This is a genomic window from Stenotrophomonas sp. 278, from assembly GCF_003935715.1.
GTDB classification, from domain to species: domain Bacteria; phylum Pseudomonadota; class Gammaproteobacteria; order Xanthomonadales; family Xanthomonadaceae; genus Stenotrophomonas; species Stenotrophomonas maltophilia_AH.
In genome coordinates this window covers 1-25,375 of the sequence record NZ_RHPP01000063.1, presented here as the reverse complement: position 1 = coordinate 25,375, position 25,375 = coordinate 1, and the positions used below count along the sequence as shown (strand labels likewise).

Here is a 25,375-nt window from a genome sequence, read left to right as displayed (position 1 = left end):
GTGGTATCCACCGGCGCGTGGGAGGCGGGTGCCAGCACCGTGGCGCTGCCGTTGGGGCGGCCCTTGCCGCTGGCCAGCGCCGGGTTCAGTCGTGCAATGCGGGCCGGATCGAGCTGCCGCTGTGCGGCCCACTGCTGCACGCTGGTGCCTGCTGGCAGCGTATGTGCCTTCAGCACCGGCACCGTGCGGTCCAGCGAGGCCATCACCGCCGGGGTGGTTTCCGCGTTTTCCAGGACGCAGGCCAGCGCGTGCAGCTTTTCCACGTAGGCATAGGTAATGGGGGACAGGCCCGGCAGTTCGGCCGGGCGCGCGTTCTGCGCGTTCATGCCGGCCTTGCGCAGCGACTGCAGCACCCGGTACTCGCCCGCGTTGTAGGCCATGGTGGCCAGGCGCCAGTCGCCGGCAAACATGCCGTGCAGGGTCTTCAGGTAGCGAACCGCCGCCTGGGTGGAATCCACCGCCGACAGCCGCCCGTCGTAGCCACTGCTGACCTGTACGCGGTGGTTCTTGGCGGTGGTGGCGATGAACTGCCACAGACCCGCCGGACCGGCACCATTGCGCGCATTGGGACGGTAGCCGCTTTCGACGAAGGGAATCAGGGCGAACTCGGTGGGCAGGTCGGCTGCACGCAGTTCTTCCACCACGTAGCCGAACAGCACCAGCGCATCGTCGTTCTGGTTGGCCAGGCGCGACGGCGCGTGGGCGAACTGCTTCTGCCAGCGCGGGCTGGTGGCCTCGACGTCGCAGGTCGGCTCGGCCAGGCCCTCACGGAAGCTGGCGAAGATGTCCTGGCCATTGCGCACCGACGGCGCGGGCAGCGCGGCCGGGTCCAGCGGCAGCTGGGTGATCCCTGCCAGGTTCTGGGTCAGACCGGTATTCAACGACTGGGCACCCGCGCTGCCGGACATGGCCATGGCCAGACCCAGCGCGAGCGGCAGCAATCGCCGGCTCATGTTCCAAATCCATCTTTCCAGCCACGCAGGCCGGCCAGCACATCCACTTCCGAGGTCAGCTCGCGGCCCATATGGGCACTGACCGCGGCCTGGATGGCCGGAGCATGGGTTCGCAGGAATGGATTGCATTCCAGCTCGCTGGCCAGCGCAACCGGCAGCGTGGGGCGTTCATCGCGGCGCATGGCCAGGGCCTCCTCATGGCGCCGCGCAAGCGCAGCGTTGGTGGGGTCGACATGCCGCGCGAAGACGGCATTTGACACGGTGTACTCGTGCCCGCAGCAGACCAGCAGGTGCGCGGGCAGGGACGCCAGCCGCCGCAATGAAGCCAGCAGCTGGGGCGGCGTACCTTCGAACATCCGGCCACAGCCCAGGCTGAACAACGCATCGCCACTGAAAAGGTGTTCAGTGGTGTGAAACGCGATGTGCGTTCGGGTGTGTCCGGGCACGGATACTACGTCGATCCCGACGCCCAGTGCCTGAACGTGTTCACCATCGCCGACCCGGCGGGTTGCCCCCGGAATGCGCGGATCGTCCGGCGCGATCACCGTCAGCGAGGGAAAGCGGGCCTGTAGTTCGGCCACCCCGCCAATGTGATCGTTGTGGTGGTGGGTCAGCAGAACGGTGTGCGGTCGCCACTGCTGCTGCGCTGCCGCAGCCAGTACCGGCGCGGCCTGGCCGGGGTCGACCACGATGGCGTTGCCATCTTCGGCGACCAGCGCCCAGATGTAGTTGTCCGCGAATGCGGGTAGGGCAATCAGTCGCATAGAATTGGACCATGCCCGCCGTGTCGCGCTCCCGTCAAGCGTCAGTCGCATCCTGGTTTGATACTGAACCGGGGCTGTCCCTGCGCGAGCTGGAGCGGCAGCGGCTTGTTCCGGTGCTGGCAACGCGCCCGGTGACGCCGTGGCTGTGGATCGCGCCGACACCGGCCTGGACCGGGGACCCGCTGCTGCCCGGTCGCGGCATCACCCTGCACCGGCAGACACACGGCTACAGCGGGGATGCGCGCTGCGCGCTGCCGCTGCCGCTGCCGAGCGAAAGCGTCAATGCCGTCGTGTTGCAGCATGTGACGGCCCGCGATGCCGAGGCGCTGATTGCCGAGTGCGAGCGGGTGCTGATGCCAGGCGGACGCCTGTGGCTGTCCACGCTCAATCCGTTCAGCCCGTTCCGCCGGCAGTGGCGTCGCCACGGCCTGGTGGTGCGTACGCCGCAGCGCCTGCGGCACAGCCTGGAGCGGGCCGGTCTGAGCTGCGAGGAGCTGACATGGCTGGGGCCGATGTGGCACAACCGCTCGCCGGACCGCAGCAGCCTGGCTCCATTGCGCGCGGCCTGCCTGTTCACCGCCGAAAAACGTACCCTGGCCCTTCCGGGCCCCACGCCACTGCCGGTACGCCGTTGGCACGGCACCGTGGCGACCTGATCTGGAATTGAATGAAGACCATTGAGATACACACCGACGGTTCCTGCCTGGGCAACCCCGGCCCGGGCGGCTGGGCCGCGCTGCTGCGCTACAACGCGCACGAGCGCGAACTGACCGGCGGCGAAGCGCACACCACCAACAACCGCATGGAGCTGATGGCCGCCATTTCCGGACTGGAGGCGCTGACCGAGCCCTGCAACATCGTGCTCTATACCGACTCCCAGTACGTGCGCCAGGGGCTGACCCAGTGGATGCCGGGCTGGATCCGCAAGAACTGGAAGACCGCCGGTGGTGATCCGGTCAAGAACCGCGAACTCTGGGAGCGCCTGCATGCCGCAACCCTGCGCCACAGCATCGACTGGCGCTGGGTGAAGGGCCACAACGGCGACCCCGACAACGAACGGGTCGACCAGCTGGCGCGCGACGCCGCGATCCGGATCCGCAACGGCGAGGCGGTAAACTAACGGCATGCGTCAGATCATCCTCGATACCGAAACCACCGGCCTGGAATGGCGCAAAGGCAACCGCATCGTCGAAATCGGCTGTGTGGAACTGCTTGAGCGTCGGCCCAGCGGTAACAACTACCACCAGTACATCAAGCCCGACTGCGAGTTTGAACAGGGCGCGCAGGAAGTCACTGGCCTGACCCTGGACTTCCTCGCCGACAAGCCGGACTTCGCGCAGATCGCCGAGGAGTTCCTGGCCTATATCGACGGCGCTGAGCTGATCATCCATAACGCCGCGTTCGACCTGGGCTTCCTGGATTACGAGCTGTCCCTGCTCGGCGACCACTACGGCACGATCGCCGATCGCTGCACGGTCATCGATACGCTGAAGATGGCGCGCGAGCGTTATCCCGGACAGCGCAACTCGCTGGACGCGCTGTGCAAGCGCCTGGGCGTGGACAACGCCCACCGCCAGCTGCATGGTGGTCTGCTCGATGCCCAGATCCTGGGCGACGTCTACATCGCGCTGACCTCCGGGCAGGAGGAGATCGGCTTCGGCAGCGCCGACGATGCGGTCAGTGGCGGCGTCCAGGCGATGACCATCGACACCTCGCGCCTGCTGCCGCGCCCGCGCGTGGTGGCAACCGCATCGGAAAAAGAGGCCCATGAGGCGCGGTTGGCCAAGCTGCGCAAGAAGGCCGGCCACGCCATATGGGACGGCCCCAAAGCCGAAGAGGCCGTTGCAACCGCCACCTAAGGTGCCGGTTGCCCGCGCATTTCACCTTAACCCCGCGCCGTTGGCGCGCCCCCTTCAACAAGAAGGGGCTCTCCACCAGATGGTTCTCTGTGATGCGTCTAATGGCAACGCACCAGAATCACCGTGATGTTGTCCGACCCCCCCCCATCCAGCGCCGCCGCCACCAGCGTATCCACGCATTCCTGCGCACTGGCATCGTCATAGGCCAGGGTGCGGGCGATGCCGTGGTCTTCCACTTCCTCGGTCAGGCCGTCGCTGCATAGCAGCAGCTGCATGCCCGGGCGCAGCTCGCCGGTGGTGGTCGCCACGTTCAGGTGCGCCGGATCGGTCACCCCCAGGGCCTGGGTCACCACATTGCGATGCGGGTGCGCACGCGCCTGCTCGGCGGTCAGGTTGCCCTGGGCCACCATTTCCTGGACCACACTGTGGTCCTGGCTCAGCTGCGCCAGCTGCCCGTCGCGCCACAAATAGGCCCGGCTGTCGCCGACCCAGGCCACCTCGTAGCGGTTGCCCTGCACGCGGGCGGCGACCACCGTGGTGCCCATCGGCAGGCTGTCATTGCGCCGGCGCGAGGTGCGGATGATCTCCTCGTCCGCAATGCGGATCGCCTGCGCCAGCGAAGCGCCGCGGCGGATCTCGCGCACGATGGTTTCGCGCGCCAGCGCGCTTGCGACCTCGCCGCAGGCATGACCGCCCATGCCATCGGCCACCAGCCACAGCGCCAGTTCGCCGTCACCGTAATAGGTGTCCTCGTTGAGGTCACGGCGCAGGCCGGGGTGGGTCAGGTGTCCGAATTCGATCATGGCGGGCGGCTTGCGGCGGAGGTATTGCGGGGAATAACGGCATGATCGCGGGCCTGCGGACATCCGGCAAGCGATCGGGTCATACGAAATTCACCTGAAGGTGCGTCAATCACTTGCCGTCAGCGCCTGCTCCCCGTATTATTCGCGTCCCGGTTCGCCGGGACCATCTGGAGAGGTGGCAGAGCGGTTGAATGTACCTGACTCGAAATCAGGCAGGCGTTTATAGCGCCTCGGGGGTTCGAATCCCCCCCTCTCCGCCAGACACGCAAAAAAGGCTGCCCAATGGGCGGCCTTTTTCTTTTCCCGGTCGTAGAGCCACGCCCTGCGTGGCTTCGCGGTGCCGATCGGCTGTGCAGCCACGCAGGGCGTGGCTCTACGGCTAAACTGCCTGCACTCCACAAGAAAAACGGCCATTCACTCATGACCGCAGAAATCCAAGTCCCCGTTTCCTTCGGCGAGCTGCTCGACAAGATCTCCATCCTGCAGATCAAGTCCGAGCGGATCAGCGACGCGGCCAAGCTGGCCAACATCCACACCGAGCTCAGCGCGCTGGAAAAGACCTGGCTGGCCCATCCGGCGGCGGTCAAGGACATTGCCAAGCTGCGCGCCGACCTCAAGGCGGTCAACGAGCTGCTGTGGGACACCGAAGACAACATCCGCCTGCAGGACCAATCCGGTGCCTTCGACGAGCGCTTCATCGAGCTGGCCCGCACCGTCTACCTGAAGAACGACGAGCGCGCCCGCATCAAGAAGGACATCAACCTGGCGCTCGGCTCCGCCTACATCGAAGAGAAGTCCTACAAGCACGCGTAATGGGTAGAGTCGACCCATGATCGACTGCTTTCAGCCTCAGCGCCCTGAATCAGCCACGTACCGCTCGAACGCGGCGATGCCGTCCTCGACCGTGATCAGCTCCATCACGTCGTCAAACTCGATCTTGGTGCCCCATTTCAATTCGGCACCGGGCTTGCCCAGGTACTTGCGGGCTGCATCGTCGTAGCGGTCCACGCAGTAGCGGCGGTCCGAGTAGGGCCCGCTGCGGTGCGGGTTGCTGGCCGCGTGCAGGCCCAGCACCTTGGCTCCCATCGCATTGGCAATGTGCATCGGACCCGAGTCCGGGGTCATCACCAGTGCCGCGCGGGCCAACAGGGCCGGCAACTGCTTCAGGGTGTCCTTGCCGACAAGGTCCAGCGCCGGGGTCTGCAGCTGGGCCTGGATGGCATCGGCCATGTCCCGCTCCAGCTGGCTGCGGCCGCCGCACAGCACCACCCGCCAGCCCCGGCTGGCTGCATGGTTGGCCACCGCCGCGTAGCGGTCGGCGTACCAGTTGCGGCGCACATGGCTGGAGCAGGGTGAAATCATCAGCACCGGCCGGCCATCGTCGTCCCACTGCGCCTGGGCCCAGTCCACCGCGGCCTGCGGCACCGCCAGGTCCCAGCTCACCTCGGTCTGCCTCAGGCCCAGCGGTTCGCAGAAGCTGCCCATCGCGTCCAGCACATGGATGCCCGGACGATCGGCGATGCGCTCGTTGATGAAAAGCCCATGCAGGTCCTTGGAGCGGGCCTTGTCGTAGCCGATGCGGCGTTTGGCCGGGACAAAAGCGGACAGCACGTTGGCCCGGAAGGCCACCTGCATCTGCAGCAGCGCCTCGAACCGGCCCGGCGGCAGGCTCTGGCGCAGGGCGCGCATGCCCGGCAGGCCGGTCTTCTTGTCGTAGGTGTGGAAGACCACGCCGGGCAGGCCATCCAGCAGTTTCTGGCCGACCTTGTCGATGATCCAGTGCAGTTCGGTGCCCGGGAGGCCCCGCTGCAGGGTGCGCACCAGCGGCACCACGTGGGTCACATCGCCCAGCGCCGACAAACGCAAAAGACACAAGGAAGAGGACGTTGGTGCCATGGTGTTGTTAGACTCGAAGGAATGGTCGCATTCGACGCCACTGAAGCGCTGACGCCCTGCCGTGATGGACGCGGAATGGGTGCCATTCTGTTCGACCGCGAACGCCTGCGGCAAGCCGACATGAGCCTGTTCGCGCCGGCGCACTGGGGCGAGCGCGCGCGGCCGGTGGGTGATGGTGGCCGTGGCGGGGCCTGGTTTGTAGATGCGCCGTTCGGCCACTGCGTGCTCCGCCACTACCTGCGCGGCGGCCTGGCCGCCAAACTCAGCCGCGACCAGTACATCTGGCGCGGGGCCAACCGCACCCGCAGCTTCGCCGAGTTCCGCCTGATGCGCGCGCTGCGTGCGCAGAAGCTGCCAGTGCCCCGTCCGATTGCCGCGTTCTACATGCGCGACGGCCTGCGTTACCGCGCCGCGATCCTGATGGAACGCCTGGAAGGCGTGCGTTCGCTGGCCGACCGCGCGCTGGTCGCCGGGCGTGGAGCGCCCTGGGAAGAAACAGGCCGGCTCATCGCCCGTTTCCACCGGGCCGGGCTGGACCACGCCGACCTCAACGCCCACAACATCCTGTTCGATGCCAACGGCCATGGCTGGCTCATCGACTTCGACCGCGGCGTGCAACGCATTCCGGCGACCGCCTGGCGTGAGCGCAACCTCAAGCGGCTGCACCGTTCGCTGATCAAGCTGCGCGGCGAGCGCAGCCACGAGGAAGTGGACAAAGACTACGCGCGGCTGCGTCGCGCCTACGACCTGGCCTGGAACCGGGGCTACTGATGGACTGGAGCCTGCGCTTCCTGGGGGTCGGCAATGCGTCGGCCGTGCAGCTGGGTTCACCGATGGCGGTGATCGAGCGTGACGGCGCGCCCTGGCTGACCATCGACTGCGGCGGGGAAGGGCTCACCGCCTACCTCGCCCAGTACCGGCAGATGCCGCAGGCGCTGTTCGTCACCCATGTACATCTGGACCATGTCGCCGGCTTCGAGCGGCTGTTCGTGGATGCCTATTTTTCGCCGGCGCGGCGCGGCAGGATCCGCTTGTACGTGCCGGCCACCGTCGTACCGTTGCTGCACAAGCGGGTAGGGGACTACCCCAACGTGCTGGCCGAAGGCGGAGCCAATTTCTGGGATGCCTTCCAGCTGATCGTGGTGGGTGATGCGTTCTGGCACGACGGCGTGCGCCTGGAAGTGTTTCCGGTTCGCCACCACTGGCCGGAAACCGCCTACGGCCTGCGCCTTCAGGGTGCCCTGGTGTGGAGTGGTGATACCCGGCCGATTCCGGAGATGCTGGCCCGCTACGCCAGCGACAACGAGCTGATCGCCCACGACTGCGGGTTACATGGCAACCCATCCCATACCGGCGTGGAAGACCTTGAGCGCGAGTACTCGCCCGAGCTGCAGGCGCGGATGATGCTGTACCACTATGCCAGCGAAGCCGACGGTGAGGCGCTGCGTGCACGTGGGCATCGCGTGGCCGTGCCGGGTGAGTGCGTGGCGCTGGCGGTGCCCACCGCACCGACGCCAACCGCCTGAAAGAAACCTGTCCCGAAACGGGTGACGGCCCCGCCGGCTGACCTCGGCGCCCGCGTCGATCGATACCGTTGCTGCCTTCCGGCCCTGGCGGGATTTTCGATCTAGCGTCGCGAGGGGCCGACGGGGCCGCCATAGAGACGTTGCACCGAAGTGCAGTCCGCCATTCTAGCACAAACAAAACCCTGAACTCCCTGTATCCCGCCAGTCGCGCCGATCCCCGGCAGCGCGCCCGATTGTCTAGAATGCCCCGCTGCTCGCAAAAATGGAGGAACGACCTCCCCCAAACCGGGTATTACTGTCCAGGACGGCCTGGCCCCATCAAAGGAGGCCGCCATGGCCTGGATCCATCTACTCGTTGCCGGCGTACTGGAAATCGTCTGGGCGTTTTCCATGAAGCAGTCCGAAGGCTTCAGCAGGCTCACCCCCTCGATCATCACCTTCACCGCCATGGCGGCCAGTTTCTGGCTCCTTGCCCTTGCCATGCGCACCCTGCCGCTGGGCACCGCGTACACGATCTGGACCGGCATCGGCGCGGTGGGTGCCTTCATCGTCGGCATCGTGTTCCTCGGCGAGCAGGTCACGGCCATGCGCATCGGTGCGGCGGTGCTGATCGTCAGCGGCCTGGTCCTGATGAAGCTCTCCAGTGCTGTGTGACCTGCGTCGCGTGCGATCCGTCATCCCCTGTTGCTATGCTCCAGTGACAGGGGATTGATGCCCGTAACGGGCGATGAGGATCATCGAAATGCGGCAGAGTGTGTCCCGGCTTTCTTCCATTACCCGCTCTACTTCCGGCGTTCGCGCGACGGTGCTGGCTTCGGCACTGCTGATGTCGCTGGCGGCCTGCAAGCGCGACGACGCGCCTGCAGACGCTGCTGGCCCCCCGACTTCGAGCGCTGCGCCGGAGCAGCAGGCATCGCCGCCCGCCGACATCGGCACCCAGCCCACGGAGGCAGCTGCCTTCAATGCGTCGGACCTGCCCGTATCCAACGTGCCGCTGGGCAGTTTCCCGTATCTCGGCCTCCCGCAGGGGTATGTCGCCAAGGATGTCGTGCAGAGTGGTTTTGACCGCGTTCCGTTCTGGACCGGTGACCGGGTGGAATGGGTGGAAGGCAAAGTGTATTCGGCAGCAGTGCAGAGCAATGGCGAACAGCCGTACTCGCAGCTGGAGATCAACCGCAACGTGCAGGCCCTGGTGGAAGAACTCGGAGGCAAGCGCATCTTCAGTGGCAAGCTGCCATCGGCCACCTCGCAGGAGATCGGCAATGACAAGGCCGCGGTGACCTATGTCGGTGGCATTGGCGATATCTACAACGAGCCTGCGGAAACCTATGTCATCCACCGCGAAGACCGCGATATCTGGGTGCACCTCGGCGCGGGTGGCAGCAGCGCAGGCCTGCTGCTGGTGGAAACCAAGCCGGTGCAGATCACGGCCAAGGTGTTGCAGGCCGACGCGCTGAAGCAGGCGCTGCAGACGAAGGGCACCGTTGCGATCCAGGTGAATTTCGCCACCGACGCGGCGCAGATCCTGCCCGAGTCGGAACCACAGATCGAACAGGTAACAGCGCTGCTGAAGAATGACGACCAGTTGCGGCTTTCCGTAGAAGGACACACCGACAACAACGGCGGAGAAGCGCACAACCAGAAGCTGTCGCAGGCGCGCGCGGATGCCGTGCGTGAGCGTCTCGTCGCCGCTGGCATCAATGCGGCACGTCTGACGGCGAAAGGACATGGACAGAGTCAGCCGGTAGCCGACAACGCGACCGAGCAGGGACGCGCACAGAACCGTCGTGTGGAACTGGTAAAGCGCTGATACGCGCGACTCGCGTAACACAGAAAGCACGTGCATTGCACGTGCTTTTTTATTGTTCCGCGGAAAGTCGCAATGGGTTTAGATCGAGAAAAATGCCGTGAAATTCACGTTAATGGGTCAACAGGACGACTGTTCTGTGAATGGGTGATAAACGTCACAGTTCGGAATTTTGACGCAAATAACCCGTTTTCGTGGGTTGTAACGACAAAAATCTGACGCTAGCCTGACCGCGTTCTCGAACCACGCATCACATCTTTTCGACGAACCAGGGCGGCCGCACCTCACTCGCCCCCCTGCAACCACCCCAAGGTCTACGCCTTCACGTGCCGCACGTCTGTGCTGCGCTGCGGGGAGATCATTGTCTCAAGGAGGAAAATCATGGAACGCAATCGTCGTCGTATCCGTTTCGCACGCAAGCAGGCCGGCCAGGGCATGACCGAGTACATCATCATCACCGCACTGATCGCGATTGCCGCGATCGCCGCAGTGACGTTCTTCGGTGGCACCGTCCGCAGCCAGGTCGCGGGCATGTCCAAGGAGCTTTCCGGACAGAGCGCTACCCAGTCGATCAATCGTGCCAAGAACCAGTCCAACAGTGCCCAGGCAGAAGCCGACAAGGAAAAGGGCATGGACGCTTACAACAACAAGTAAGCCGTTCGTCCGTTGCTCCGACGCCCTGGCGGCCGATCCGCCAGGGCTCCTAGCTCCATCAAGTCGTGCGCCTGCTGCTGGCAGGTGGTGATGGATAACCGTGAACCAGCCAGGTGATGGAACATGCGTAGCGCAGTTGCGTTGGCGCGAAGCCGCGCGATCGGTAGTGTGTCCGGCCGCCGCCATATGGGCGGGCAGGCGATGGTATTGGGTCTCACGCTCATTCTTGTGCTGTGCATCGGCGTGGTGCTCATGTTCAACACCGGGCAGGTGGTGAACAAGAAGGTCGAGCTGGTCAATGCGGCCGATGCCGCCGCCTACAGCGTGGCGATCCAGCAGGCGCGGGCGCTCAACTACGCGGCGTACATGAACCGGGCCCGGGTCGCCAACGAGGTGGCCATCGCGCAGACCATCAGCCTGTATTCCTGGCTGAACCAGATGCACACCACGTCCATCGTCATCCGCACCACGCTGGACGTACTGTCGGCCATTCCCTACATCGGAGTGGTTTTCAAGGCATTGTCCGGTGCGTTCAAGGTGGCCGAAGGAATTCTCAAGTCCACGCGCCGGACCTTCCAGCCGGCGGCGCAGCTGGCCGTCACCGCGCTCGACAAGCTCAACATGATGTTTGCAGCTTCCGCGCAGCTGGTCATCGAAGGTGTCTCGCGGGTCGACAGCTACACCATTGCGAGGGACGTACTCAGACGGAACTCACCCGGGGCCGACCTCGGCACCATTGGCACAGCCGTGCTGGGTACGCAGCTGGCTACCGCCGAGAACCGGCTGCTTCAGCGTCACAACATCCCTCGGACCAGCATGGGCGGCACCCCCGCGCAACGTCAGGGCGCTGACCGCTTCCGGAACGTGGTGATGCAGTCGCGCGATGGCTTCAGCGCGAACCGCAGCAGTGACTTCCTTGGTTTCTTCGTGCAGTCCGGCGGCACCGACATGGTCGACTACAACCGCTGGGCGGCCCTGGACACCATGGCAGTGGAGCTCGATTTCTTCTTCTTCGAAATCGACATCCCGGTAGGCTGGGGGGGAGCGCAGGCGGTGCCCAACTACCGCAACCAGCGATTCCTCAATGGATTCGGCAATGGCCAGGGCTGGTACTCGGACTGGGATCGCAAGCGCTACCGCCCCTACGGCGAGGCGGTACGCCGAAATCGCGGTGCCGCGTGGCTGGTTGACCGAAGCCAGGATGCGAACGTGCGCCTGGCCGGTGGCCAGCATCGCCAGGCCTTCTTTACCGGCTACAACGGCCTGCGCGACTACCACGACGTCAAGACGGGACAGGCGCTTCAGCCGTATGCCGACAGGGACGCGGATCGTGACAAGGTCGGCCCGGTATTCACGATCTACGCCGAAACCGCCGGCACCACGGCGCGTACGTCCTCATCCACCGGCATCGGTGCACCCGCCGGTTCGCAAATGGATCTCCCCGACAACATGCTCAACAACAAGATCGCTGCAGTTTCCTCGGCTCAGGTGTTCTTTGATCGTCCGGTACAGCTGCGCATGTTCAGCCGCGACGACCGCCGGCGCGAAACGGGCAACCTTTTCAGTCCCTACTGGCAGGCACGGCTGGTGAAGACCGATGCAGCCACCAAGGCGGCGCTGGCCTCGGCTGGAGCGGTGATGCCATGAGCTCGACCCTGCTGCATCGTCCGATGGTCATCGTGCTGGGTGCACTGCTCACTGCCTGTGGCGGGAATACCGAAGCCGCAGTTGACGACGCGCCCGCTGCGTCAGGCAACGTGCCGCCCATCCACCTGGACCAGACCGCCGAGACCTGGCTCAACGGGGCCAATGTGGAACGCAGCAGCTACCAGCAGGCGCTGGCCGGCTGCGAGGCAGCGGGCATGCCCACGCGCGCGCTTTCACCCGAAGACGTGGCAAGACTGGGTACCACGCGTTATGAAGTCTGGATCTCCAGCGACGAAGAGGTATTTCGCACGCGACAGTGGCGACTGGCGGCTGATGGAGCCGCGCCGTCATGTCAGTTCCGGCTGGAAGTGACCGGCATGCAGGAAGTCCAGAACGCGTCATCGATCGTGCAGGTGGATCTGGCCACCGGCGAGCGCAGCGAATCGCCCTCCGATGCGCAGGCACTGACGCGCTACGCCGCCGAGCCCGGTGAATCGGAAGCCGCGCCCGGCTGGCGCGGCGCAGGGAAGCGCACCGTGGCGGGCCAGCCCTGCAATGACTGGAGCGAAGACGGGGGCAAGGTCCGCCAGTGCGTGTGGTCGGCCGGCGGCGACTGGGGATTCACCCCGGGTGCCATGAATGATCACCGGCCCAGCCGCGACCTGATCGTGCTTGAGCGCGAGCCAATCGATGGCAACGGCGTACGTCTTACCACCCAGCGCATGACCGTGGGCAAACCTTTCGACCGCAGAGCGCTGGAAGCACCGCGCGCGGACAGCATCGGGCAGTGAAAAGGGAGACCGCATGCACCTGCATCCACACCAGGGTTACCGTCGACTGCAGCGCGGCCAGAGCCTGACCGAAGTGGCGGTGCTCTGCGCCGTGCTGGTGCCGCTGTTTCTTCTTGTTCCCATCCTTGCCAAGTACATCCACGCGCGCCAAGCCACGCAGCAGGCGGCGCGTGCCATCGCGTGGGAAGCAACGGTCTCGCCCAATTACGCGCTTCCGCCCACCGCACGCCAGCGCGACCTGGCGGTGGACCGCTATTTTGGCCGTGCCGACGACCGCATCGTCAGTCGTGCGGGTAACGGTGCACGCGACGCAGCGGTCGGCGAGGTGTTCATGAATACCTTCTCCAACCGTCCCCTGGTGCGCCGGGGCGATCTCGCCCTGACCCGATACAGCAGCAGCTCGCCGGGAGGCATGATGGACAAGATCGGCGACGTCACCGCGATGTTCGGTGGTTTTCCTCCCAACCGGAACGGTCTCACCACGGCGACGCTGCGCCTTGACGTCCAGGACCTGAAGGGAAGCGACGGCCGGTCGCTTGCGTTTCTTGAACCGTTCGACGCGCTGGGGCTGCAGTTCCAGGCCACGCACGTGGTGCTGGCCGACCCATGGAACGCAGCGGGTTCCGGGTTGAAAGGAGCCTCGTCGCGCTCGGTGATGGCGCAGGTCAAGCCCATGGTTCCGACCGGCCACATGGCAGGCATCGCCACGGCCTTTGATGGCCTCTCCATGTTGCCCATGGTCGGCACCCTGAGCAAGCTGGAACCGGGTTACATCGCGCCTGACGTGGTGCCCATGGACAAGTTGCCCGCCTATGCACCGTCGCGCTGATATCTGCTGGTCACTGACGGTGGCGCTGGCATTCACGGCTGGTGCCGCAGGCGCGGCCGCCTGGCCCGAGGTCGCCGAGCCTGAAAACGTCGAAAGCGAGTGGGTGTCCAAGGACATGATCTACAACGGCATTCCCATGCGGGTGTCCCGCTTCACATCGACCCGGTCCAGCGCAGAGGTGGTCGCGTTCTACACCCGCCAGTGGCCCGGCCAGGTGGTGGTGAACGAGCTGGCGGGGAAAACGGTCGTGGGTCATGCGCAAGGCGAGCACTACATCACCGTGGAAGTGTCCGCCAAGGGGCGTGGCAGCCAGGCCCAGATCGGTATCGTGCGGATGCTCGACCAGAAGCCGAAGGCCGCAGCCGGTGCGGACTTCCTCAAGCCCTCCGGCACACAGGTGGTCAACGACATCACCTACCTCGACACCCCCGGACGGACGCTGACAATGGAAAGCCCACTGTCGCCTTTCCAGAGCGAAGCCTTCTACGCCAGCCGACTGCCGGGAAAGGGGTGGAAGCGAGACACCGGCGGCAGCCCCTGCTCGATGATCGCCAGGCAGTGCGTGGCGCGCTACAGCAAGGGCAGCCAGGACATGACCCTGACCTTCCACCGGTATGACCAGGTCACCTCGATCGTCGTCAACCAGACCCAGCCCTGAGATGCCTGTCATGAGAAAGCCCGTTCCTGCCTCTCTTCGCCGACAACGCGGTGCCGCCCTTGTCGAGTATGCCGTGGTGGCCACGCTTGGCGTACTTGTCCTCGTGGCCGAACCGAACATCGTGCTCGAGCTGATCGACGCGCTGCGCAAGGCCTATCAGGGCTTCACCTACATGTTGTCGATGGGAATCGTATGAAGGCCGTGCCGTTCAGAGCCAATCGTAATGTCATGTTCATCGTCGTGGCCCTGGTGCTCGGCCTGGTCGCCGCGCTTGTCGCCGTGCGCTACGTGCAACGCGCCGTGATCGAGCGCACGGCCGCGCCGGTGGAGACGGTGCAGGTGGCGGTGCCCAAAGCCGACATGGAGCCGGGTGCCATCGTGACGATATCCGACCTCGCCGTGCGTGAGGTGCCTGCTGATCTGCCGCCTGCCGACGTCGTCACGCCTGACAATGTCAACGAGTACAGCGGACGCATGCTGCGCGCGCCGGTGCGGGAGGGAGCGCCGCTCGGAGCGAGCGCGCTGGTGCCTCTGTATGACCAGTTCTCGCGGGTGATCGGCAAGGGCAACGTCGGCTACACGCTGCAGGTGGATGAGACCAACTCCATCTCCGGCATGATCGCGCCAGGCGACCACGTTGACATCCTGCTGACCGTCGAACAGGAGCAGACAGGTGCACGCGTGCTGCCCCTTCTGGAAGACGTCAACGTGCTGGCCACTGGCAACCGCGTCGGTGAAACCCCGGTGGCAGATGAGGACCAGGGCTATTCCAACATCACCCTGGAGCTCACGCCGCAGCAGGCGCAGCGTCTGACCGTGGCCGCCAAGGCAGGCTCGATGCGGGTGATGCTGCGGCAGGTGGAAGACCGTGATGCGTTCGGCCTCGAAGGCATGACGCAGAAGGAACTGCTCGGCACCTCCCGGCAACCGTCGGGCGGCGCAGGTGCGGAAGTGGAATTCATCATTGGGGGAAAGGGTTGACGCATGCGTTGCATTAATGGAATTCGCCGCACCCTGTGGGTGACGGCCGGTATCGGCGCGTTCGCCGCGCAGGCACAGAATGCAGGAACCACGCTGACGCCGGTTCCTGTGGCGGTTGCACCACGCACCGAGACCGCCCCCAGTGTGCCCCCTGCGGGCAATCAGGCCCCCGTGCCTGGCGGACAATCCGCGTTTCCCACGCCTGTGGAGAATCCGGCCTACCAGCGTGCAGCCGGTGCAGCACCGGCGCTGCCACTTCCCTCGCGCGCCCGCGTTTACGTGGGGCAGGCCAGTGTCTACACGCTGCCCAGCCCGCTCAAGCGGGTCGCAATTGGCAGCGGCGAAATGCTGGAAGTCAACAACATCGGCAAGCGCGAACTGCTGATGATGGGGACCAAGGCCGGCAGCACAACCGTGCATCTGTGGCTGCAGGATGGACGGCAGCTGCAGGTGCCGGTGGATATTTCGGAGAATGACGCGCTGGGTCTGGTGGAGACCGTGCGCACGCTGCTCGCCGATGTGGAGAAGATCCGCGTGCATGCCGTAGCCGACCGCGTGGTCATCACCGGGCAGGACATCAATCCAGGCATCGCCAGCCGGATCGAGGCGATCAAGAAGATCTATCCGACCGTGCTTGATTTCACCACCGCCGACCCGGTGGGCATGCGTCCGATGGTACAGATGGACGTGAAGATCATGGAGTTCGACAGCAACGCGCTGGAAGAACTCGGTATCCAGTGGGACAACGTGATCCGGGGCCCGGTCGCCGGGGTGGTGAAGGATTTCACCAACAACGACTACTACCGGATCAATCCGGCCGAAAGTCCCGCCAATGGCGTACTGCTGCCCAACCGGTTGCGCGGCACCCAGTCGTTCTTCGGCATCGCTACCCAGATCGGCTCGGTCATCAACCTGTTGATGAATGACGGGAAGGCGTTCCTGCTGGCGTCGCCACAGCTGAGCGCGCGCAGCGGTGGACAGGCCAAGTTCCTGGTCGGTGGTGAAGTTCCCATTCCGATTCCACAGGGCTTCGGCCAGGTCACCGTCGATTTCAAGGAATACGGCATCAAGCTGGACATCGAGCCGCTGGTGAATCTCGACCAGGACATCTCCACGCGCATCCTGGCCGAGGTCAGCCGCGTCGACCCCACCGTATCCGTGCAGGGCGTGCCCGGGTTCACCACCCGTCGCACCGAGTCGGAAATCAACGTGCGGGCTGGTCAGACCATCGTGATTTCCGGGCTGATCGACTCCAGTGCCCAGCAGGACGCACAGAAGCTTCCGCTGCTGGGTGACATTCCGATTCTGGGCAAACTGTTCCGGTCAGACGGATTCCGTGGCAATCGAACCGAACTGGTGATGTTCGTCACTCCGCGGATCATCACGCCGGACTCGTCGGAAAACCTGGAAGGGCTCGAACGCGCGCGTCAGATCGAAGAACGCGGCCGTGAGGTCATCCCTGGCCGCAATCGATCCTACGTGCAGTAGCCGGGCCCGCCATGTTCAACATACTCATCCAGACGCCGAACCGTGACCAGCGCCGCGTGCGCTGCCTGCATCGCGAATGCGGCATTGGCCGCGGCGACGACAATCTTGTGATCCTGCAGGGCTGGAGCATCGCGCAGCGCCACGCAGCGCTGAAGCGCGAGGACGGGGGAATCTTCATCGAAAGCCTCGGTGCACGCTCTCAGATCCTGGTGAATGGCGAGAAAGTGCAGGGCAGCCGTGGGCCGTTGAACAGCCGTGACCGTGTGCAGATCGGCGACTATCTGCTGCAGGTTGTCGACGATGACCCGCCTGCCGTGACCGCGACGACGAGTGCAGCCGATTTCAACGCTGACGTCCCTGCGGCCCCTGCATCCGCGCCTGCCGGCGCGGGAAAAACGGAGCTGCCGGTCAACGTCCCGATACCCGACCAGCAGCTGGCGCGTCCCGAGCAGCTGCCGCCTGACATGAGCGTCTATCGCGCACGGGTGCATGCGGCACTGGTCAAGCAGATGGACCTGCGCCGGCTCGACGTGCGCAGCATGGACGACGAATCGCTCCGCGCCGCCACCATCAGCCTGATCGACGAGGTCATGCAGCGCGAGTTTTCCGACCTGCCCAAGACCATCAACCCGCGTCGACTCGCCAAGGAGGTACTGGACGAAGCAATCGGTCTGGGTCCGCTGGAGGACCTGATCGACGATGCCACCGTGACTGAAATCATGGTCAATGCGCACGACCAGATCTTCATTGAGCGCGCGGGCCGCATCGAACGCTCGCCGATCTTCTTCACAAGCGACCGCGCCGTCCTCTCGGCCATCGAACGCATCGTCACCCCGTTGGGCCGGCGCATCGACGAGAGCTCGCCCATGGTCGACGCGCGGCTCAAGGACGGGTCCCGTGTCAACGCCATCATCCCGCCGGTGGCGCTACGCGGCCCGAGCATCAGCATTCGAAAGTTCGCCAAGCGCAAGCTGGAAGGTCGTGACCTGCTCACCTTCGGCTCGCTCAGCCCGCCGATGCTCGAGTTCCTCACCGTCGCCGTGCGCGAGCGCCGCAACATCGTGGTCACCGGCGGAACCGGCTCGGGCAAGACAACCCTGCTCAACATCCTCTCCAACTTCATTCCGGACACCGATCGCATCGTCACCATCGAGGACGCGGCCGAGCTGAAGCTGGTGCAGCCCAACCTGGTGGCGCTGGAAGCCCGGCCTCCGAACATGGAGGGCAAGGGGCACATCTCCATCCGCGACCTGGTCCGCAACGCACTGCGCATGCGACCGGATCGCATCGTGGTGGGCGAGTGCCGTGGTGGCGAAGCGCTGGACATGCTGCAGGCGATGAATACCGGGCATGAGGGTTCGCTCACCACGGCCCATGCCAACAACCCGCGCGAAGCGCTGTCACGCATCGAGGTGATGGTGATGATGGCCGGCATGGAGCTGCCGATGACCGTCGTGCGCGAACAGATATCCTCGGCGGTGGACCTGATCGTGCACCAGAAACGCTTCCCCTGCGGCTCGCGCAAAGTCAGCCACATCACCGAGCTGACCGGCATGGAAAGTGGAACCATCCAGCTGCAGGATGTGTTCCTGTTCAAGGCACGCTCCACCGCGGGCCGTGACGGCAAGGTGGTTGGCGAGTTCCTGGCCACCGGCGCGGTGCCCGAGTTCTACGAGGAGCTGGCCGAGCGCGGCGTCCCCGTGGACCTGGACATCTTCCGTAACGGAGCGCGGCTGCATGAATGACATCTGGCTGGTAGGGCTGCTGTGCTTTGGCTGTGTGACCGTATCGGTACTGCTGCTGGCACGCGCCAGCACGGGCTTCATGGATCGATACCGGGCCAACTTCATGGACCAGGCGAGGATCAACCTCGCCGACATGTTCCTGTTCGTGGATGCCCGTGTACTGTTCCGCGCCAACGCATTCGTACTGGCGCTGGTCCCGGTGCTGCTGTGGGTGGTCTCCGGGGGTAATCTCCTGCTGCCGGCCATTGCGTTGGTGGCGTTGGCGGTGGCACCGCGAAAGGTGTACCTGTGGTTGAAGCAGCGTCGCCTGGATCAGATACAGCAGCAGCTGCCGGATGGGCTGCTGATGCTGGCAGGTAGCCTGAAAGCCGGTGTTGGGTTCAACCCGGCTCTGGAGGCGCTGGCCCAGGACGGCCAGCCCCCCCTGGCGCAGGAGCTGGCGCTGGTGCTGCGCGAGCAGCACATGGGTGTGCGCACCGAGCAGGCGCTGGACAATTTCGCCGCCCGCGTACCAATCGCCGACGTGAAGCTGTTCGTGGCAGCGGTGAGCATCTCGCGCGAAGTGGGCGGCAACCTGGCGGAGAGTCTGTCCACCCTGGCAGAAACGTTGCGCCGCAAACTGATCATGGAAGGCAAGGTCAAGGCGCTCACCGCCCAGGGGCGCCTGCAGGGCATCGTCATGGCGATGCTGCCTGCCGGACTGGTCGGCTTTCTGGTGCTGTTCTACCCGGAGACCATGAGCCCCATGTTCCACAGTTTCCTCGGCTGGTGTGTGATCGCGCTGATGGTGGTGCTGGAGTACCTGGGCTACCGCATGTGTCGCAAGATCATGACGATCGACATATGAACTTCATGCTCGCCTTTGTCGCACTTTGCGCCGCAGCGGCCGTAGGCCTGCTGGCCTATGCCCTGCGTGGGCTGCTGCGGTGGGTGGAGGTTGACCAGCGCAACTACCAGGACCCGCTGCCCGTTGCTCTGCGTCTGCTTTGGCCGTTGGTGACCGTGGCCACCCGCGTGGTAGGGCCACGACTCTCATCCGCACAGATGGAGCGTGCGCACCGCAGCCTGCAGTCGGCCGGTCAGGACTTCGTCCTGACCGCCGAGGAGCTTTACGGTACGCGCATTGTGTCGGCTGCGGCGGTCAGTCTGTTCCTGCTGGTCGGCACGGCCCTGCTGGGCAGGTTCAGCCTGGGCGCAGTGTTGATGTGCGTCGCCTTCGGCGCACCACTGGGCTGGATGTATCCCACGCTATGGCTGGGTGAGCGGCGCAAGGCGCGCGCCAAACACGTGGTGCGTGATCTTCCCGTTTTTCTGGATTTCATCACCATGGCAGTGGAGGCCGGCTTGAACATCACCGGTGCCATTGAACAGTCCGTTGACAAGGGACCGCCGGGTCCGTTGTCGCAGGAATTCTCGCGCATGCTGCGCGACCTGCGCGCAGGTCTGCCACGGGCCGAGGCCCTGAGAAGAATGTCCGATCGCGCCGATATCTCCCAGGTGACCAACTTCACCAGCGCGCTTATCCAGGCCGATCGGGTCGGTGCCAGCCTGAGCGATACGCTGCGGGCGCAGGCGATGCAGCGCCGTGAGGAGCGCTTCCTGAGGGCGGAGAAGCTCGCGCTGGAAGCTCCAGTCAAGATGATGCTGCCGCTGGTGTTGTTCTTCTTCCCGCTTATTTTCGTCGTGCTGGCCTATTTCATCTATCTGCAGATGAAGCAGCAGGGGATCCTGTGAGGAGGGTTGGATGAAGACGTGTGCGCTCTATCGCGACAACGAGCCGCTCCTGCACTGCGTGTGGCAGGCCACACACTGGCACCAGCGACTGCGCGGCTTGCTGTTGCGCCCACCCCTCCAGTCGGGGCAGGGAATGCTCATTACGCCATGCGCCAGTGTCCACACGCTCGGTATGGGTTACCCGCTGGATCTGCTTTTTCTCGATGAGCAGCACCGGGTGATGGGCTGGCGCGGTGCCGTCGCGCCATGGCGGGCTGCCGGGTGCCGCGGTGCGCGGTCCACGCTTGAGATGCCGGCGGGAAGCCTGCAGCGCATTGCACCGGTGCTGCATCAAACGCTTACTTTCAGGGAGTTCAGCGCATGAAGCGCTCGCCTGCGTTCGCCCGTCCGCAGCGTGGTCAGTCGCTGCTGGAGTTCTGCATCGTGGTACCGGCTTTCATCTTCCTGCTTCTGGTCATTTTCCAGTTCGTACTGATCTACCGCGCCAAGTCGCTGCTTGATTTCGCCACCTTCCAGGCGGCGCGCGCCGGTGCCGTGAGCGGGGTGGACCATGCAGAAATGCGCAGCGCGCTGGAGATGGCGATGGCACCGTTGTATGCGACGTCGCCCGATGCCGCCGGTGCCATCGCTGCGCGCGCCAAGGTGGAACTGTTGTGGAAGAACCCACTGCTCGCGCCAAGGATCGAAGTCATTTCTCCTGGTCGCGCAGCCTTCAACGAGTTCCGCGAGCGGCAATACGATGGGCGCTACGCGCTGCCCAATGACAACCTGGCGTTCCGTGACGCAAGGGTGGGCAGCAGCGGTGTCAGCCTGCAGGACGCCAATATTCTCAAGATAAAGGTCACCTATCCGATGCCCATGATCGTGCCATTTGCCGACCGGGTGATTGCGGGCATGTCCGACCTGGTCAGCAGCGGCGAAAGCTACCGTCCAGCGTCCATGATGTTGGAAGATCCGATAACCGGGCATCGTCGCATGCCCATCGAGTCGTATGCGATCGTGCGCATGCAAAGCCCTGTGCATAACCGTGACAATCTGGCGCGTTGACGTGTACCTGACCACGCTGCTGGCGCTGCTTTCGCTGTCGGGTTCCTCCGCTGCGCTCGCGGAGGAGGAGGGGCCACCCGAGCCTCCGCAGGCGCGCATGCTCGCCCGTGCGTATGGGGTGGGCGCACTGGCTCCCGGCGCGGACGACCATGTGGAGGTGGAGCTGCAGCTTCGGGGGGCTGCCATCCGTATTGATTTCCGGGGAGAACATGCGCCCGATGCGTGGCTGACCACCGGCGGCCGAGGCGGCCGGGCGTGGCTGGTCAGCGAACGGGGGAACTACGTTCTGCCGGTGGCGGACGCCAGCGGACCGTACTGGTACGACCCAACCGCCCCGTGCCGGACCATCGGCGGACGTTGCGTCCCTGCTCCGGGCGAATTCATCGACGGGCGTCTGGCCGCCGGCTGGCGTTATGACAAGGCCAAAGGGCCCGACGGCACCACCACCGGAACGCTGTGGGTGGACACGGCTACGGGCCTGCTGCTGGGCTATCGCGGCAGGGTAGGCAGCCGTGGCCAGGAGCGCGGCATGCGCGCTCGCGCGGTACGTTTCGAGGCCGTGCCGGAGTCCGTGTTTCTACCCCCTCAAGGATTGCGGCAGGGGGGCGTGAAGGGTACGGACGCCGCGTCCTATTGATGTCCGAATCCGGCCAGCGCGCTCGCTGCGGAAAGCGCACACTGACGCTTCCCACCCCGAGGCCCCGGTCATGAGCCACCTGCACGCCCGCTTCGCCGAACTCCACAACACTGACACCCTGCTGGTTCTCCCCAACGCCTGGGACGCCGGCAGCGCCCGTCTCGCGCAGGAGCAGGGCGCGCAGGCGGTCGGGACCACCAGCGCCGCCATGGCCTGGTCGTGCGGCTACGCCGATGGCAGCGCCTTGCCACGGACGGCGCTGCTGCAGCGTGTTGCTGAAATCGTGCGTGCCACCTCGATCCCGATCACCGTCGATATCGAAGACGGCTACAGTGATGACCCACAGCAGGTAGCGGACCTGGCAAGTGCGCTGGCCGAACTCGGCGCAGTCGGCATCAACCTCGAAGACGGCACCGGTGCGCCTGCGTTGCTGGCCGAGAAGATCACCGCGATCCGCGCTGCACTTGCCGGTCGTCCGTTGTTCATCAACGCGCGCACCGATGTATATCTGCGCGGCCTCGCTGAAGGGCAGGCGGCGATTGATATGAGCGTGGAGCGTCTGCAGGCGTATGCCGCAGCGGGTGCCGATGGCGCTTTCGTACCCGGCTTGAAGGAGCCTGCCGACATTGCCGCCGTAGTCGCAGGAATTTCATTGCCACTCAACATCATGTGGCTGCCAGGTATCGGCACGCATGCAGAACTGCTGGCCGCGAGTGTACGCCGCCTCAGTGCCGGACCGGCGTTGTACGCGCATGCGTGGAGCGCGGTGGAGACGGCAACCCGGGCGATGTTCAATGACGCGCTGGCCATGCCGGCAACCCCGCCAAGTTACGCCGCGTTGAACGCCCTGTTCAATTGACCGTAGAGCCACGCCCTGCGTGGCTTCGCGGTGCCGGACTACACACGGTCAGGCAACGCCAGCACCATCTCTACCGCGTCCAATCCCGGGCCATGGCCGTCGGCAACCACATTGACGACGGCAAACCCCAGCCCTGCATAGAACGTCTGCACATGCTGACTGGTGTTCAAGGTCAGCCGGCGCTTGCCCATCGCCTGCGCCTGTTCAATACGCGCCAAGGCAAGCGCCTTGCCGACGCCCTGGCGATGCAGGCGCTGATCCACCATGCCCCAGACGAAGCCGGCGGTTTCCTCATCCAGACTGGCGAGGCCGCCGCAGGCGACGATCTCGCCGTCGCGTTCCACCACGACGTAATCCTGCGGGCGCTGGGGTTCCTGCAGGAAGCCGACGAATCCAGAGCGCTCATGCGGGCCGAAGAAACGCGGCGTGTTGCTGTCGAAGACGTGCAGGCAGTGGGTGGCGTCGTTGTGGCGGTAAGGGCGGAAGGTAGTCATGCACCTGCTGCTCGATCCGGGCGAATGGCGACACCGTAACTTGCGTGCCGGTACTTGGTCGATACATCTTCTTGCGAATCATCAGGAGGAATGCATGTCCACACGCGTCAACGTCGAGATACCGGACGAGCTGAAGGCCGTCATGGACGAGATCGCGCTGTCCAAGCAGATCACCATGACGGATGTCTTCAGGCAGGCGCTGGGGCTCTATATCGCGTCAGTTGAAGGGGCTCGCCGGGGCGAAAAGCTCGGAATGTTCAGGGAGGCGAACGGTGAGTTGGAGGTGACCACGGAGATTGTGGGTCTGTGAGCGTAGTGACACGCCATGCGTGTCATCGGAATATCGGGTCGTCCGCAGACGCGCATGGCGCGTCTCTACATTTCCTGAGGTGTGGCGCGCAACGGTATCTGCAGCCGCAGCAGTCGGGCATGGGCCCATTGATGAGGCGTGGGATCGATAGTGTAGAGCCACGCCCTGCGTGGCTGCGCGGTGTCGGGTCAAGCGAAGAGCAGCCACGCAGGGCGTGGCTCTACGTGGTCGAATGTGGAGCCATGATGGCCGCATCGTTTTCCGGGGATTGCGGGGCCCATCCATGGCCCCCGCCCCTGCGCAAGCGCAGGGGCCAGCCATTCGGCTGTCCGGATTCGCTCCGCGCCGTAGTAGCAAGGACGCGCCGGGTTGAAGAACGCGTCGCCACGCGCCCGGGCGTTGCCGCTAAACCTTTTATCCCCCTCTCTCCGCCGGGCAAACGCGAAAAGGCCGCCCGAAGGCGGCCTTTTTGCGTTTGTCTGGCGGAGAGAGGGGGATTCGAACCCCCGAAGCGCGGTTTAGACGCTTACACACTTTCCAGGCGTGCTCCTTCAACCACTCGGACACCTCTCCGGACCTGCGGCAAACCCGCTGCAGGGGCGCAGATTCTAGCCGGGGAATGCGTCGGGCACAAGCGTCTTCACACAGGACCGGAGGGACTGGACAGGCATGGCACAATGGACGTCCCGATGAAGACGGTGGCCTGATGTCCTATCTCGTCCTTGCCCGCAAGTGGCGTCCGAAGCGTTTTGCCGAGCTGGTGGGCCAGGAACACGTGGTCCGTGCGCTCAGCAATGCGCTGGACAGCGGCCGGGTGCACCATGCGTTTCTGTTTACCGGTACCCGCGGGGTCGGCAAGACCACCATCGCGCGTATCTTCGCCAAGTCGCTGAACTGCGAGCAGGGCACCAGTGCTGATCCGTGCGGCCAGTGCCCGGCCTGCCTGGACATCGATTCAGGCCGCTACATCGACCTGCTGGAAATCGACGCCGCGTCCAATACCGGTGTGGACGATGTCCGCGAGGTCATCGAAAACGCCCAGTACATGCCCTCGCGCGGCAAGTTCAAGGTCTATCTGATCGACGAAGTGCACATGCTGTCCAAGGCGGCGTTCAATGCGCTGCTGAAGACGCTGGAAGAGCCGCCTGAACACGTGAAGTTCCTGCTGGCCACGACGGACCCGCAGAAGCTGCCGGTGACGGTGCTCTCGCGCTGCCTGCAGTTCAACCTGAAGCGGCTGGACGAAGAGCAGATCCAGGGCCAGATGACCCGCATCCTGGCGGCCGAGGAGATCGAATCCGACCCCAGTGCCATCGTGCAGCTGGCCAAAGCCGCCGACGGCAGCCTGCGTGACGGCCTGTCGCTGCTGGACCAGGCCATTGCCTACGCTGGCGGCGCACTGCGCGACGATGTGGTCCGTACCATGCTGGGCACGGTGGACCGGACCCAGGTAGCGGCCATGCTTGACGCCCTCGCCGAAGGCGACGGCCCGCGCCTGCTGCAGGTAGTGTCGGCGCTGGCCGAGTTCTCGCCGGACTGGAGCGGCGTGCTGGAAGCCCTGGCCGAAGGCCTGCACCGCATCCAGGTGCAGCAACTGGTGCCCGGCGCAGCCGCCGATGGCGAAGGCATTGATGCGGTGGGCTTTGCCCAGCGGCTGCGCCCGGAAGTGGTGCAGCTCTGGTACCAGATGGCCCTGAGCGGCCGCCGTGACCTGTACCTGGCTCCCAGCCCCCGCGCCGGCTTTGAAATGGCGGTGCTGCGCATGCTGGCGTTCCGGCCGGCAGCCGCGGTGCCGCCGGTTCCCCGCGATGCCGGCAACGACACGGAGGTGGTTCCGGGCCCGGGAAACGTAGCTAGCGGCGGCCTGGCCGCCGCGCCGGTCGCTACCGCTGT

Annotated in this window: 30 protein-coding genes, 2 tRNA genes and 1 other RNA gene; 26 read left to right on the top strand and 7 right to left on the bottom strand. The window is 65.0% G+C overall.

Features of this window, described 5'->3' with window-relative positions; all coding sequences use genetic code 11:
- Positions 1-953, bottom strand: a 953-nt coding sequence (locus tag EGJ34_RS11940; RefSeq protein ID WP_125360694.1) for a lytic transglycosylase domain-containing protein, incomplete at its 3' end; no start/stop codon positions are given.
- The gene (gene gloB, locus EGJ34_RS11935; RefSeq protein WP_125360693.1) at positions 950-1,717 is read right to left on the bottom strand and encodes a hydroxyacylglutathione hydrolase; all 768 of its coding nucleotides are present in this window, start codon (positions 1,715-1,717) and stop codon (positions 950-952) included. The genes gloB and EGJ34_RS11940, both read right to left, overlap by 4 nt.
- Before the next feature lie 11 nt (positions 1,718-1,728).
- On the opposite strand from gloB, the gene EGJ34_RS11930 reads away from it, so the two are divergent.
- Genes EGJ34_RS11930 through dnaQ form a run of 3 tightly spaced genes read left to right on the top strand, consistent with a single transcriptional unit; the run spans position 1,729 to position 3,576 of the window.
- Entirely contained in the window at positions 1,729-2,373 is a 645-nt protein-coding gene (locus tag EGJ34_RS11930) for a methyltransferase domain-containing protein (protein WP_125360692.1), read from the top strand.
- An 11-nt stretch (positions 2,374-2,384) separates the two neighbouring features.
- Positions 2,385-2,837: a ribonuclease HI gene (gene rnhA, locus EGJ34_RS11925; RefSeq protein ID WP_125360691.1), complete on the top strand. Its 453-nt coding sequence runs from the start codon at positions 2,385-2,387 to the stop codon at positions 2,835-2,837.
- A gap of 4 nt (positions 2,838-2,841) precedes the next feature.
- Positions 2,842-3,576 (top strand): DNA polymerase III subunit epsilon, encoded by a 735-nt coding sequence (gene dnaQ, locus EGJ34_RS11920; protein WP_125360690.1) that lies wholly within the window; start codon positions 2,842-2,844, stop codon positions 3,574-3,576.
- A 98-nt stretch (positions 3,577-3,674) separates the two neighbouring features.
- Here dnaQ and EGJ34_RS11915 read toward each other — a convergent pair whose 3' ends face one another.
- A complete protein-coding gene (locus tag EGJ34_RS11915) occupies positions 3,675-4,379 on the bottom strand; it encodes a protein phosphatase 2C domain-containing protein (protein WP_125360689.1) in 705 nt (234 codons plus the stop codon).
- Positions 4,380-4,548: 169 nt separating this feature from the next.
- On the opposite strand from EGJ34_RS11915, the gene EGJ34_RS11910 reads away from it, so the two are divergent.
- Positions 4,549-4,639 (top strand) — tRNA-Ser (locus EGJ34_RS11910).
- 160 nt (positions 4,640-4,799) lie between these two features.
- Positions 4,800-5,192: a DUF6165 family protein gene (locus EGJ34_RS11905; protein WP_125360688.1), complete on the top strand. Its 393-nt coding sequence runs from the start codon at positions 4,800-4,802 to the stop codon at positions 5,190-5,192.
- 36 nt (positions 5,193-5,228) lie between these two features.
- On the opposite strand, the gene EGJ34_RS11900 is transcribed toward EGJ34_RS11905, so the two are convergent.
- The gene (locus EGJ34_RS11900) at positions 5,229-6,275 is read right to left on the bottom strand and encodes a glycosyltransferase family 9 protein (protein ID WP_125360687.1); all 1,047 of its coding nucleotides are present in this window, start codon (positions 6,273-6,275) and stop codon (positions 5,229-5,231) included.
- Positions 6,276-6,296: 21 nt separating this feature from the next.
- Between EGJ34_RS11900 and EGJ34_RS11895 the strand changes: the two genes are divergently transcribed.
- Both EGJ34_RS11895 and EGJ34_RS11890 read left to right on the top strand, forming a co-directional pair.
- A complete protein-coding gene (locus EGJ34_RS11895) occupies positions 6,297-7,046 on the top strand; it encodes a 3-deoxy-D-manno-octulosonic acid kinase (protein WP_125360686.1) in 750 nt (249 codons plus the stop codon).
- Positions 7,046-7,801, top strand: a complete 756-nt coding sequence (locus tag EGJ34_RS11890; RefSeq protein WP_125360685.1) for an MBL fold metallo-hydrolase — start codon at positions 7,046-7,048, stop codon at positions 7,799-7,801. Before EGJ34_RS11895 ends, EGJ34_RS11890 begins: the two co-directional genes overlap by 1 nt.
- A gap of 27 nt (positions 7,802-7,828) precedes the next feature.
- Here EGJ34_RS11890 and ffs read toward each other — a convergent pair.
- Positions 7,829-7,925, bottom strand: an RNA gene (gene ffs / locus EGJ34_RS11885) — signal recognition particle sRNA small type.
- Positions 7,926-8,134: 209 nt separating this feature from the next.
- Here ffs and sugE point away from each other — a divergent pair.
- The 17 genes from sugE to EGJ34_RS11800 all read left to right on the top strand — a co-directional run bounded on the left by sugE (position 8,135) and on the right by EGJ34_RS11800 (position 22,678).
- The gene (gene sugE, locus EGJ34_RS11880; RefSeq protein ID WP_125360684.1) at positions 8,135-8,455 is read left to right on the top strand and encodes a quaternary ammonium compound efflux SMR transporter SugE; all 321 of its coding nucleotides are present in this window, start codon (positions 8,135-8,137) and stop codon (positions 8,453-8,455) included.
- 88 nt (positions 8,456-8,543) lie between these two features.
- Positions 8,544-9,611 carry an OmpA family protein gene (locus EGJ34_RS11875; protein ID WP_125360697.1) on the top strand — a complete coding sequence of 356 codons (1,068 nt, stop codon included), beginning with the start codon at positions 8,544-8,546 and terminating at the stop codon, positions 9,609-9,611.
- A 378-nt stretch (positions 9,612-9,989) separates the two neighbouring features.
- On the top strand, positions 9,990-10,262 hold the full coding sequence (locus tag EGJ34_RS11870) for a pilus assembly protein (RefSeq protein ID WP_125360683.1): 273 nt from the start codon (positions 9,990-9,992) through the stop codon (positions 10,260-10,262).
- A 123-nt stretch (positions 10,263-10,385) separates the two neighbouring features.
- The gene (locus EGJ34_RS11865) at positions 10,386-11,909 is read left to right on the top strand and encodes a pilus assembly protein TadG-related protein (RefSeq protein ID WP_260476976.1); all 1,524 of its coding nucleotides are present in this window, start codon (positions 10,386-10,388) and stop codon (positions 11,907-11,909) included.
- Positions 11,906-12,700: a hypothetical protein gene (locus EGJ34_RS11860; protein WP_125360682.1), complete on the top strand. Its 795-nt coding sequence runs from the start codon at positions 11,906-11,908 to the stop codon at positions 12,698-12,700. The genes EGJ34_RS11865 and EGJ34_RS11860 overlap by 4 nt, the downstream gene beginning before the upstream one ends.
- A gap of 13 nt (positions 12,701-12,713) precedes the next feature.
- Complete coding sequence (locus tag EGJ34_RS11855; protein ID WP_125360681.1) at positions 12,714-13,529, top strand: hypothetical protein; 816 nt, start codon at positions 12,714-12,716, stop codon at positions 13,527-13,529.
- Positions 13,513-14,187, top strand: coding sequence for a hypothetical protein (locus tag EGJ34_RS11850; protein WP_125360680.1), 675 nt, complete (start codon positions 13,513-13,515; stop codon positions 14,185-14,187). Before EGJ34_RS11855 ends, EGJ34_RS11850 begins: the two co-directional genes overlap by 17 nt.
- 10 nt (positions 14,188-14,197) lie before the next feature.
- Entirely contained in the window at positions 14,198-14,383 is a 186-nt protein-coding gene (locus EGJ34_RS11845; RefSeq protein ID WP_125360679.1) for a hypothetical protein, read from the top strand.
- A 32-nt stretch (positions 14,384-14,415) separates the two neighbouring features.
- Positions 14,416-15,168 (top strand): Flp pilus assembly protein CpaB, encoded by a 753-nt coding sequence (gene cpaB / locus EGJ34_RS11840; protein WP_312023026.1) that lies wholly within the window; start codon positions 14,416-14,418, stop codon positions 15,166-15,168.
- 3 nt (positions 15,169-15,171) lie between these two features.
- Positions 15,172-16,656 (top strand): pilus assembly protein N-terminal domain-containing protein, encoded by a 1,485-nt coding sequence (locus EGJ34_RS11835; protein WP_125360677.1) that lies wholly within the window; start codon positions 15,172-15,174, stop codon positions 16,654-16,656.
- 11 nt (positions 16,657-16,667) lie between these two features.
- Positions 16,668-18,401 carry an ATPase, T2SS/T4P/T4SS family gene (locus EGJ34_RS11830; RefSeq protein ID WP_125360676.1) on the top strand — a complete coding sequence of 578 codons (1,734 nt, stop codon included), beginning with the start codon at positions 16,668-16,670 and terminating at the stop codon, positions 18,399-18,401.
- Positions 18,394-19,248: a type II secretion system F family protein gene (locus EGJ34_RS11825; protein ID WP_125360675.1), complete on the top strand. Its 855-nt coding sequence runs from the start codon at positions 18,394-18,396 to the stop codon at positions 19,246-19,248. Before EGJ34_RS11830 ends, EGJ34_RS11825 begins: the two co-directional genes overlap by 8 nt.
- The gene (locus EGJ34_RS11820) at positions 19,245-20,135 is read left to right on the top strand and encodes a type II secretion system F family protein (protein WP_125360674.1); all 891 of its coding nucleotides are present in this window, start codon (positions 19,245-19,247) and stop codon (positions 20,133-20,135) included. Before EGJ34_RS11825 ends, EGJ34_RS11820 begins: the two co-directional genes overlap by 4 nt.
- Before the next feature lie 10 nt (positions 20,136-20,145).
- The gene (locus tag EGJ34_RS11815; RefSeq protein WP_125360673.1) at positions 20,146-20,499 is read left to right on the top strand and encodes a DUF192 domain-containing protein; all 354 of its coding nucleotides are present in this window, start codon (positions 20,146-20,148) and stop codon (positions 20,497-20,499) included.
- Positions 20,496-21,182, top strand: a complete 687-nt coding sequence (locus tag EGJ34_RS11810; protein ID WP_125360672.1) for a TadE family protein — start codon at positions 20,496-20,498, stop codon at positions 21,180-21,182. The genes EGJ34_RS11815 and EGJ34_RS11810 overlap by 4 nt, the downstream gene beginning before the upstream one ends.
- Positions 21,163-21,819 carry a hypothetical protein gene (locus EGJ34_RS11805; RefSeq protein ID WP_260476975.1) on the top strand — a complete coding sequence of 219 codons (657 nt, stop codon included), beginning with the start codon at positions 21,163-21,165 and terminating at the stop codon, positions 21,817-21,819. The genes EGJ34_RS11810 and EGJ34_RS11805 overlap by 20 nt, the downstream gene beginning before the upstream one ends.
- Before the next feature lie 70 nt (positions 21,820-21,889).
- A complete protein-coding gene (locus EGJ34_RS11800) occupies positions 21,890-22,678 on the top strand; it encodes an isocitrate lyase/phosphoenolpyruvate mutase family protein (protein WP_125360671.1) in 789 nt (262 codons plus the stop codon).
- 38 nt (positions 22,679-22,716) lie between these two features.
- On the opposite strand, the gene EGJ34_RS11795 is transcribed toward EGJ34_RS11800, so the two are convergent.
- Positions 22,717-23,172 carry a GNAT family N-acetyltransferase gene (locus tag EGJ34_RS11795; RefSeq protein WP_125360670.1) on the bottom strand — a complete coding sequence of 152 codons (456 nt, stop codon included), beginning with the start codon at positions 23,170-23,172 and terminating at the stop codon, positions 22,717-22,719.
- On the opposite strand from EGJ34_RS11795, the gene EGJ34_RS11790 reads away from it, so the two are divergent.
- Positions 23,171-23,482, top strand: coding sequence for a hypothetical protein (locus EGJ34_RS11790; RefSeq protein WP_125360669.1), 312 nt, complete (start codon positions 23,171-23,173; stop codon positions 23,480-23,482). The two genes, EGJ34_RS11795 and EGJ34_RS11790, sit on opposite strands and share 2 nt — an antisense overlap.
- A 480-nt stretch (positions 23,483-23,962) precedes the next feature.
- On the opposite strand, the gene EGJ34_RS11785 is transcribed toward EGJ34_RS11790, so the two are convergent.
- Positions 23,963-24,055: transfer RNA gene (locus EGJ34_RS11785), tRNA-Ser, on the bottom strand.
- A gap of 133 nt (positions 24,056-24,188) precedes the next feature.
- On the opposite strand from EGJ34_RS11785, the gene dnaX reads away from it, so the two are divergent.
- Positions 24,189-25,375 (top strand): DNA polymerase III subunit gamma/tau (dnaX, locus tag EGJ34_RS11780; protein WP_125360668.1); only part of this gene is annotated, 1,187 nt, incomplete at its 3' end.